The organism is Allobacillus sp. SKP2-8, assembly GCF_007559355.1.
Classification (GTDB): Bacteria; Bacillota; Bacilli; order Bacillales; family Alkalibacillaceae; genus Allobacillus; species Allobacillus halotolerans.
Map to the genome: position 1 here is coordinate 18,720 of NZ_VMHF01000003.1, position 10,201 is coordinate 28,920.

The following is a 10,201-nucleotide window of genomic DNA, read 5'->3' on the forward strand; positions in this document are numbered from 1 at the left end:
GGGGATACTCTCTCCTGGGCATTCTACTTTAGAGTGAAGGTGATTCGTATGACTGCTTTAAAAAGCCTAGACAACTTCATCGGAAAATTACTTGAGGTAGTGATTACACTTTGCTTAGGGTCAGTGGTCATCATTACCTTCCTGCAAGTGATTTTTCGATATGTCTTAGATCAACCACTGACATGGTCGCAGGAAGCTTTGATGATTGCGTTTGTCTATAGCATTCTTTTTGGAGCGGCTTTAGCGATTAGAAATGGAGATCATTTAAAGGTTGATTTATTCGAAAAAGTTCCGAAGAGCATTAATATTGTTCTAAAAAGTGTTGAATTTATCATTGTCGGAGTATTAATTGTCGTTCTGTTTCTTTACGGTACTGAATTGGTACAAAATAATTTTAAATCAGGGCAGACGATGAGCATGCTACCGTTGAAAATGGCGTATGTCTATATGGCACTGCCAATCAGCTCAGTATTCATGGCATACTATCATGTTAGGAAGGTGTTCACATGATATGGTTAATTCCAGTACTATTTGTACTCATACTTCTTGGGACACCGATTGCCTTTGCGCTAGGTTCCGTCACCATTTTTGGTATCGTATTATCTGACGCAGATTTGTTAATCAATGTTCCAAGACAAATATTCGGAGGCGTCAATAATTTCACTTTAGTTGCCGTACCGCTCTTTATTTTAGCGGGAGAGCTGATGACACAAGGTGGAATTTCCAAACGTCTGATCAACTTTTCGAAAACATTGGTTGGTCCACTTCCCGGCGGTCTTGCAATGGTAGTCATCTTGGCGAGTATGTTCTTTTCAGCCTTAACCGGTACAGCGATTGCTGCAGCGGCGGCAATCGGCGGCATGATGATTCCTGCCATGGACAAGGAAGGCTATGACAAACGCTTCTCTGCCAGTATTGTTGCAACATCTTCAACAATCGGTCCCATTATTCCACCGAGTATCGTGTTAATCCTATATGGAGTCATCGCTAGTGTATCAATTGGTGATTTGTTCATTGCTGGGGTGCTTCCTGGTATTTTAATGGGCCTTGGCTTAATGATCTATAGTTATTTTGTCGGCAAAAAAGAGGGTTACCGTGCGAGTGACCGCCGTGCGACGTTTAAAGAAATTATCGTCGGCGCAAAAGATGCTGTCTTGGCATTAGTTATGCCAATCATCATTATTGGCGGGATTGTCAGTGGAATCTTTACAGCAACTGAATCAGGTGTAATTGCCGTGGTCTATGCCATTGTGATTGGTATGTTTGTCTATAAAGAGATTACAATCAAAGACTTCTGGCCAATTTTACTTCAAACCGCAAAAACGACAGCGACGATTATTTTCTTGATCGGTGCAGCATCCTTATTTATCTGGTTCTTATCGTTTAATTCAATTCCGAACCAGTTACTGAATATGCTCGGTCCAGTAGCGGATAATCCGATTCTGTTGCTCTTGTTGATAAACGTCATCTTGCTTATTGCAGGTACATTCATTGATACGATTAGTGCCGTATCTATTTTTACACCGTTATTCTTGCCGCTTGCATTGGCGGCGGGCATCGATCCAATCCATTTCGGGATAATCTTATCCGTAAACTTGACGATTGGAATGGTGACACCACCACTTGGCGTCTGCTTATTTGTTACATCTTCCATTGCGAAAATTACCGTTCCGAAGATGTTCAAGTATTTATTCCCACAAGTGGGTGTGCTTATACTCGTGTTGATTCTTGTTACGTATGTACCAGAGTTGATTCTATTTCCAGTTGAATTATTTGTAGATTAACTAAAACCCTTGAACACACATACGTGTGTGGTTCAAGGGTTTTTAAAAACATTTTTACGGCCCGAAGGAAAATCTTAACTACTGTCGGCGCGAATACTGTCTTGGGAAAAGCGCTCGTTCATTTCCTCCAAAAACTGTGTATATTCCGATTCGCCTGAGAAAGAGAGCGATAAAAACTTGTGCGCTCGTGTCATCGCGATATAAAGAAGGGCAGCTTCTCTATTTTTATCCTTCTCCAATTCAAATGGGATATTATCAACATTGACAATAAATACAGCTTGAAAATCGAGTCCTTTACTAGAGTCAATAGTGCTGATTTTAATCTTTCCGTCATCCTTGGAGTACGTTTTCTTCGTGCCTTGGTTTTCAGCGACCCAATAAAAAGGAAGGTTATTTTTGGCTAATTGCCTTTGAATGATTGAAATGTAATTTTGTTTAGATGATTTTTTCACTCGGTAAAGAATGGCCATTTCATCGTAAGGAACTTGATGCTTTCTGTGCAAACGTTGAATCGTCGCACAAACTTTTTTCATTTCATCCATGAACGAGTCAGCCTTATAGACGTAAGGTTCAGGACCTTTTCGTGGGGTCGATTTAGGAGCGATGATTTCTCCTTCAATATGTTGCTCAGCGACTTTATCTTTCAAAGTAGAATGACGCTGGTAAAATTCCCATGCAAACCGAACGATTTGTTGCGTGTTCCGATAATTGATCGACAGAATTCGCGATCTCCCAGTGAAATCGAGTCCTAAATCCTGCTTATAGGTACGGCGGCGTTTGTATATATCTTGCGCTCGGTCTTCAACTAACAATAGCGAGCTCGTTTGTGGGTTGACTAATTGACTGACCAATTGTAACCACTCAGACTTAAAATCTTGCCCCTCATCAATTAAAATAGCGTCGTATCGGTCTACAAACTGTGTACTCGTTTGAAGCGATTGAATCAAATGAGGGATACGATTTTCACTCGCACTGAATTTATCCTTTAAAAATGAATGGAAGTTGTAAACTTCTACGTCTCCGAGTTTTTTCGACCCTGATGCTTCAAACAAAGAAGCCTGGTCGCCATCTTCTTTTAAATCTTGAATTTTCAAGTCGATCAAATAGCGTAAGTAATTGGCGAGCGATACATTATAACAAAGAATCATGATTTTCCAATCAGGGTTTTCGCGAGCAAGCAGCGCTGCTCTAGTTGCCAAGATTAGCGTCTTACCACTACCGGCAACCCCTCGAATAATTCGGTTTTTATCACCGATATTTTTCGCATAGTTTTCTTGGTGGACATCCATCGCTTTAAGATTATGCATGGAAAGCAGAATTTGCTCCTGATGAGGAGCCTGTTCCTGATATTCCCCACCAATGCGTACCTCTGGAAATAGGTGATGACGAATCGCATCAATATCTTCTCGCTGCAGTGGTTCGCGTAGTCGAAAATTAATCTTGAACATATTCATTAACTTTTCCATAAGAATTTCTTCAGAGAAATCCTCGTGGTCCGGATCGATTTCGTTTCTGGCCAAGCAATACTGAGGGCTGATGACCGAATAGAGATTCTCTTTCGATAAATTCTCCGTCTGTAATCGGGAAAAAACGGCACCATAGCCACAAGGAAATTTTAAATTGAATCGGTGTCGTCCATTTGATTGAATGAGGTTTTGGTCCTTCTTTAAATAATTCATCAAATGAAACGTAAATTCTTCGGCTTTTTTGTAGGGGTTTGTTTCTATGGCTTGTTGCTGGTTCCGGCCAAAGATAATCCATTCATCCTTCGTCGCTTGAACAATCGTCGAAAGGGTCCAATCCTTCACTTCTAATACAATCAGTCCAAGGTCAGGACCGATGATGACAAAATCCGGTCTCCTGCCGTGGATTTCAGGCTCATAGTAAACGATATAGTCTTCCGGTAAAAATTCTTTTAGCGTACGAAACAACACGCGTTCACCGGCGGTTGCCGTCCGGCGAATGGTTTCAGGAACTGTGAGCGCCATAAAGTTCACCTACTTATATGTATTATCCCTAGTTTAACATATATTGGATGTGTTGAGGTGTACGCTAGAAAGTTGCACGATTCGTAAACGGCACAAGGTAAACTAGTAGATCTCTGCAACAGCAACGAACCCTGTCATGATTGCAACAATCAAGACAAATAAACTCAATCCGATTCTTTGATCCTTCCAATAAGTCAAGGAAACAATTAACAAGAAAAACATACCGACTACGTAGTAGAGGAAAGAAGGAATCTCTAATTGGTTATTAAACAGACGAATCAAAAAAAGAATTAAGAGAATACCTGCTAATAGCTTCGTTATGAATTGTGCCATTTATCATCACCTCTCACCGAAAAAATCAATTTCAAAATATTGAAAGCTTACTAACAATTGCTGGCTCACCATGTTAATCTATTGATAATAGAGTAAGGAAGGAATAAGACTATGGCAAGTAAATTTTCGTTACAAACAAAAATTATGACGATGCTCATTACCCTTTTGTTTATCGTTACTTTCTCATTGACGGCCATTCAATCATACATAGAATACAATCAAATCAAAGATCATATGGGGCAAAGAGCACTTGATGTAGCTACGTCCATCTCTCTGATGCCGGAAGTGATCAATGCTTTTGATGATCCCAACCCAACCGAAACCATTCAGCCGATTGCTGAAAATATTCGAAAGCGAGTTGGTTCTGAATTTATTGTTGTTGGAGATGCAGAAAGTACACGGATTGCCCACCCTGAAACGCATAAAATCGGCAAAAAAATGGTTGGCGGAGATAACGACAAGGCGTTAATCCAAGGAGAATACTATAAATCGGAAGCAGTAGGCTCATTAGGACCATCGTTACGCGGAAAAGCGCCGATTTTCAATCAAGAAGGAGATATTATTGGAATCGTTTCAGTCGGTTTTATGATCGAAGACATTAAGGGGATGATTTTTGAACGGCTGAATGATCTGTTTTTATTTTCTTTGTTGGTGCTTCTTCTTGGAGCTGTGGGCGGTCTATTTCTCACAAAGAGTATTCGAAAAGATATATTAGGACTTGAACCTCGCGAGATTGCCAGCCTTTACCGTGATCGAAAAGCTGTTTTACGCTCCGTGAAGGAAGGGATTATTGCAGTCGATCAAAAAGGAATGATAACACTTTTAAACCATTCGGCGAGAAAGATGCTTGGCCTCGATGAGCGTGCCAAGTACAAACATATTGAAGATGTATTACCGAATACGAAAATGTATGATGTCTTACAAAGCGGAAAGCCAGACATTGATGAAGAAATCATTTTAAGAGATCGGCATGTGATCGTCAACCGAATTCCACTCAATGAAAATGGCAAAACGGTAGGAGCTGTTGCTAGTTTCCGAGATAAGACTGAAATGCAACAGATGATCAACGCGCTATCGGAAGTAAAAAGTTACTCGGAAGATTTACGGGCACAAACACATGAATTCACAAATAAGCTATACGTATTGTCTGGGTTATTACAGCTCGGTCACTATCAAGAAGCGATCGATTTAATCCAAGAAGAGTCTTACTTCTACCAACAACAAACAAAAAGTTTGCTCGAACATATCAAAGATGAACCTGTACAAGCCATTTTACTCGGTAAATTAGGAAAAGCTTCTGAAAAAAAGATTGAGCTCTCTGTAGATGAAAACAGTCAGCTTGCCAAGTTACCAGAGCATCTGACGACTTCAAAGTTAACGACGATATTAGGGAATTTATTTGATAACGCAATGGATGCAGTACAAGATCAAGAAGAACGTCGCGTGACGTTTTTTGCAACAGATCTCGGAAATGATATCATTTTCGAAGTCAGTGACAACGGTCCAGGCATTCCAGAAGATAAGCAAATGAATATTTTCTCAAGGGGATTCTCGACGAAAGAAGAAGATCGTGGTTTTGGGTTGCCAATTGTCGAAGAAGTAGTTGTGGATTTACAAGGAACGATCAGTTTTGATACCGATTCAAATGGGACTGTATTTACGGTTTATTTACCGAAAACGTTAAGTGATCAACAAAGCGAGGTGGGTTAATGTGTTGCGGATTGGAATAGCAGAGGATGATTTTCGGGTCGCTTCCATTCATGAAGGGTTTTTATCCAAAATGGATGACGTGAAAATCGTTTTTAAAGAATTAAACGCAGAAGATACAATAAATAAGATCGAGTCGGTAGATATTGATTTATTGTTGTTGGATATCTATATGCCAGATCGCCTTGGCACTGAATTGATTAATGACATTCGCATGATAAAGCCAGAACTCGGCATCATCATGATTAGTGCGGCTACTGAAAAAGAAGTCGTGAAACAAGCACTTCAATTAGGTGTGTTTGACTACATCATAAAGCCGGTTACGATGGACCGCTTTATTGAAACGATTGAGAAATACCGGAAGTTTCAATTGGAGTTAGATCAATATAAGGAAATCGATCAGACGTTCCTTGACCAGTACTTTGGTTTCCAATCGAAAAATCAACTGAAAGAAGATACACCAAAAGGGATCGATCCTTTGAGCCTGCAAAAGGTCAATAAAATTCTAAGAGAGGAATCAAAAGGCTTCACAGCAGAAGAAATGGGTGAGCGAATGGGTGCATCCAGGACGACGGCGAGAAGATATTTGGAGTATTTGATTTCAATTGGCGAGTGCTACGCAGAATTAGAGTATGGAATCGTCGGTCGGCCAGAAAGACATTATTATGCAAATATCTAATGAATAGAGATACGAATGCTTACCTCGACCTGGTGAACGGGTTGAGGTTTTTTGTTTTCGTGAACAAAATGAACAAAATCACCTTTATGGTCTTTATTTTACTAATAATGAAAACGGTTACAAACAAAATATTAAAGTGCTAATATAACAAACAGTGAACATTTTGTGAATTGAACAAAAATTATTAGGGGGTAGAAGCATGAAGAAGTTTTTAGCTATTTTATTGTTTGTATTCTTGCTTGGTTTCCTAGCTGCTTGTGGTGGCGAGGATAATGAAGAATCTCAAGAAGATTCAAAGAGCAATGAAGAAAGTACGGAAGAAAGTTCTGAAGGGAATGCGGAAGGTGGAGAATGGACGCCTGATCAGAACATCGAAATGGTCGCACCAGCAGGAGCCGGTGGTGGTTGGGATACGACTGCCCGTATGGCTGCACAAGTATTAAATGAAGAAGGAATTATCGAAGAGAGTATTGGAGTTGTGAACAAAGAAGGTGCAGGAGGAGCGATTGGTTGGTCATACATTGCTAACCAAGAAGGAAATCCACATAGCCTATTCGTATCATCTTCTCCAATTCTATTAGTGCCGTTAAGCGGTCAATCTGAACATGGACATGAAGACTTCACACCAATTGCAAACGTCATTGCTGACTATGGTGCATTTGCTGTACGTGAAGATGCTGAATGGGAGAATTTAAGTGAGTTATTCGAACAAATGAAAGAAGATCCTTCTAGTGTAACGGTTGTAGGAACATCATCACCTGGAAGTATGGACCACATCCAATTCGTTCGCTTTGCGAAAGCGGCAGGCGTTGACATTACAAAAATCAAATACGTATCTGCTCCAGACGCAGGAGGAATCACTCAAGTGCTTAATGGAAGTGCTGACGTCTTCTCAACAGGTGTCGGTGAAGTGGTTGAACAAGCGAGAGCCGGAGAAATTCGCGTACTTGCTGTGACCTCTGAAGAAAGACTTGAAGGAGAAACTCTATCTGAGTTCCCGACGGCGAAAGAGCAAGGAATTGATGAAAAGTTCATTAACTGGCGTGGCTTCTTTGGCCCGGCAGACATGACGGATGAGCAAGTAGCTTATTACGAAACAAAATTCAAAGAGTTAAGCGAATCCGAAGCATTTGCTGAAATCCGTTCGAACTACGGATGGAATGAAATGTACATGGGTAGCGAAGAATACAAAAACTTCTTGGATGAAGAAAAAGAGAATTTAAAAGGATTATTGGAAGAGCTAGATTTATTGAACGAATAATAGATTTCAATAACGAATCATTTATTATCCTATGAAGTCAGCAGGGGTCCCCTGTTGACTTCTGATTGTTTATTTATACGAGATTCATTGTGCGAGAGGAGGAGAATCCTGTGTTGAAAAACGTGAACCAACGAATTGCGATCGTATTGGCAGTTCTATCGGCTTTTTACCTCATTTTAAGTTATCAATTACCGACGTATCCATATATTCCTGTAGACGCCGATGCTATACCTAAAACGCTCGGCTGGTTACTGCTTGCTTTATCAGTAGGTCTGTTTTTCTCTAAAGATCGGGATTCCGAAGAACAAAAAGCAAAAAGACACATTCCAAAAAAAGATGTGATTAGTCTATTGGTCGTTTTCCTATTTGTCTTTTTGTATATTACGTTTTTCGAATCACTCGGATTTATTTTAGCGACAGTATTATTTGTATTCAGTTCTACATGGTACTTAGGTTACAAAAAGCATTTGGTTAATGCGATTGTATCCATTTTATTTCCAGTCATTTTATATAGTATTTTCGTTTATATGCTTCAAATTAGATTGCCAGCAGGAATCTTACCATTTTAAAGGAGGGATATAATGGGAGCACTTGACGGAATTGCGACAGGCTTTCAAGTCGCATTAAGTTTAGAAGGAATCATGTTTGTTTTAATTGGTGTGTTTGTCGGTACGTTTATCGGAATGTTACCTGGTTTGGGGCCGATAAGTGCCATTGCCATTATGATCCCGATTACTTATGGCATGGATCCGACGATGGCATTAGTCATGATGGCAGGTGTATACTATGGTGCCGTTTTTGGTGGTTCGACATCCTCTATACTTTTAAACGCACCAGGTATTTCCGGAACAGTGGCATCGGCATTTGATGGTTATCCGATGGCCCAGCAAGGAAAAGCGGGGAAGGCATTGGCCATTGCTGCGATTTCTTCCTTTGTTGGAGGAACGATCAGTGTTGTCTTGTTGATGATCTTTGCGCCAATGCTCGCGAGCGTAGCTATTTCATTTGGTCCACCTGCTTATTTTGCATTGATGCTATTGGGCTTATCAGCCATCGCTAGTTTGTCAGAAGGTTCAACGATTAAAGCGATGATTTCAGCTGTTATAGGTTTCATGATTGCAACGATTGGAATTGACCCACAAACGGGGACAGCACGGTTTAACTTTGGTAGTGCGAATTTATTGGATGGAATCGATTTTCTCGTCATCGCACTTGGTTTATTTGCGATTGCCGAAGTATGCTACCTAATCATGAATCGTGATAAAAAATCCATTGGAAGTGCGAAGGAAATCGGAAGCCTTCGTTTAAGCAAAAGTGATTTTAAAGAAATGAGTGGCCCAGCAGGTCGACAATCATTTTTAGGCTTTATTTTAGGTATTTTACCAGGTGCTGGGGCAACGATCGCGTCATTCATCAGTTACATCACTGAAAAAAAGATTGCGAAAAACCCAGATGAATTCGGTAAAGGATCCATTAAAGGGTTGGCTGCACCTGAAGCATCAAATAACGCAGCGACCAGTGGGGCGTTCGTTCCATTACTTAGTTTAGGTATTCCAGGTTCAGGAACGACGGCAGTCATGCTCGGTGCTTTTCTAGTCTTAGGGTTACAGCCAGGACCAATGATGATGACCGATCGCCCGGAAGTATTCTGGGGCATTATTGCTAGTATGTATATCGGTAATATCTTTCTATTAATCTTGAACTTACCGTTAATTCCGTATATCGCAAGGTTATTGACGATTCCGAGACCGATGTTGATTTCACTGGTAATCATGTTCAGTTTTATTGGTGTCTATGCGATCAGCTTTAGTGTATTTGACCTATACTTATTATTGGCATTTGGGGTCTTAGGCTTGTTAATGCGTATGTTTGCCTTTCCAGCGCCACCATTTATTCTCGCATTCATCCTTGGTGGAATGATGGAACAATCATTCAGACAATCCATGACCATTTCAGGCGGAAATATTTCCATATTTTTTGAAAATAACATCTCACTCGTATTAATTATCATGTCCGTACTATCTTTCATATTCCCAATTATTAAAACGATTCGGACGAAAAAGAAAGAAGCTTAAACGGATTCGGCGACTCCCGTCTAGATTCAGTGGCTGTTGTACATTGTCGAGCGGTTCGATGCGTTTATCGAGCGGTTGGAACGTTTTGTCGAGCGGTTCGTCGCGTTTATCGAGCGGTTGGCACGCTTTGTCGAGCGGTTCGATGCGTTTATTGAGCGGTTAGAACGCTTCATCGAGCGGTTCGATGCGTTTATCGAGCGGTTGGCACGCTTTGTCGAGCGGTTCGATGCGTTTATTGAGCGGTTAGAACGCTTCATCGAGCGGTTCGATGCGTTTATCGAGCGGTTGGCACGCTTCGTCGAGCGGTTCGATGCGTTTATTGAGCGGTTAGAACGCTTCATCGAGCGGCTACACCAGTTTTTCGACGGCTTCCC

General features: G+C 40.8%; 10 protein-coding genes. 8 read left to right on the plus strand and 2 right to left on the minus strand.

Features of this window, described 5'->3' with window-relative positions:
• Positions 1 to 48: 48 nt before the first annotated feature.
• Positions 49 to 510: a TRAP transporter small permease gene (locus FPQ10_RS04845; protein ID WP_144161135.1), complete on the plus strand. Its 462-nt coding sequence runs from the start codon at positions 49 to 51 to the stop codon at positions 508 to 510.
• Positions 507 to 1,784 (plus strand): TRAP transporter large permease, encoded by a 1,278-nt coding sequence (locus FPQ10_RS04850; RefSeq protein ID WP_144161137.1) that lies wholly within the window; start codon positions 507 to 509, stop codon positions 1,782 to 1,784. The genes FPQ10_RS04845 and FPQ10_RS04850 overlap by 4 nt, the downstream gene beginning before the upstream one ends.
• Positions 1,785 to 1,858: 74 nt before the next feature.
• On the opposite strand, the gene FPQ10_RS04855 is transcribed toward FPQ10_RS04850, so the two are convergent.
• Positions 1,859 to 3,772 (minus strand): DEAD/DEAH box helicase, encoded by a 1,914-nt coding sequence (locus FPQ10_RS04855; RefSeq protein WP_144161140.1) that lies wholly within the window; start codon positions 3,770 to 3,772, stop codon positions 1,859 to 1,861.
• 102 nt (positions 3,773 to 3,874) lie between these two features.
• On the minus strand, positions 3,875 to 4,105 hold the full coding sequence (locus tag FPQ10_RS04860; RefSeq protein WP_144161143.1) for a hypothetical protein: 231 nt from the start codon (positions 4,103 to 4,105) through the stop codon (positions 3,875 to 3,877).
• Positions 4,106 to 4,216: 111 nt separating this feature from the next.
• On the opposite strand from FPQ10_RS04860, the gene FPQ10_RS04865 reads away from it, so the two are divergent.
• The 6 genes from FPQ10_RS04865 to FPQ10_RS04890 all read left to right on the plus strand — a co-directional run.
• The gene (locus tag FPQ10_RS04865) at positions 4,217 to 5,815 is read left to right on the plus strand and encodes an ATP-binding protein (RefSeq protein WP_144161146.1); all 1,599 of its coding nucleotides are present in this window, start codon (positions 4,217 to 4,219) and stop codon (positions 5,813 to 5,815) included.
• Between the two features lies 1 nt (position 5,816).
• Positions 5,817 to 6,491, plus strand: a complete 675-nt coding sequence (locus FPQ10_RS04870) for a response regulator (protein ID WP_144161149.1) — start codon at positions 5,817 to 5,819, stop codon at positions 6,489 to 6,491.
• A 199-nt stretch (positions 6,492 to 6,690) separates the two neighbouring features.
• The gene (locus FPQ10_RS04875; protein WP_144161152.1) at positions 6,691 to 7,752 is read left to right on the plus strand and encodes a tripartite tricarboxylate transporter substrate binding protein; all 1,062 of its coding nucleotides are present in this window, start codon (positions 6,691 to 6,693) and stop codon (positions 7,750 to 7,752) included.
• 110 nt (positions 7,753 to 7,862) lie between these two features.
• A complete protein-coding gene (locus tag FPQ10_RS04880) occupies positions 7,863 to 8,321 on the plus strand; it encodes a tripartite tricarboxylate transporter TctB family protein (RefSeq protein WP_144161155.1) in 459 nt (152 codons plus the stop codon).
• A gap of 12 nt (positions 8,322 to 8,333) precedes the next feature.
• Entirely contained in the window at positions 8,334 to 9,827 is a 1,494-nt protein-coding gene (locus FPQ10_RS04885; RefSeq protein WP_144161157.1) for a tripartite tricarboxylate transporter permease, read from the plus strand.
• Between the two features lie 36 nt (positions 9,828 to 9,863).
• Positions 9,864 to 10,201, plus strand: a 338-nt coding sequence (locus FPQ10_RS04890) for a hypothetical protein (protein WP_186278539.1), incomplete at its 3' end; no start/stop codon positions are given.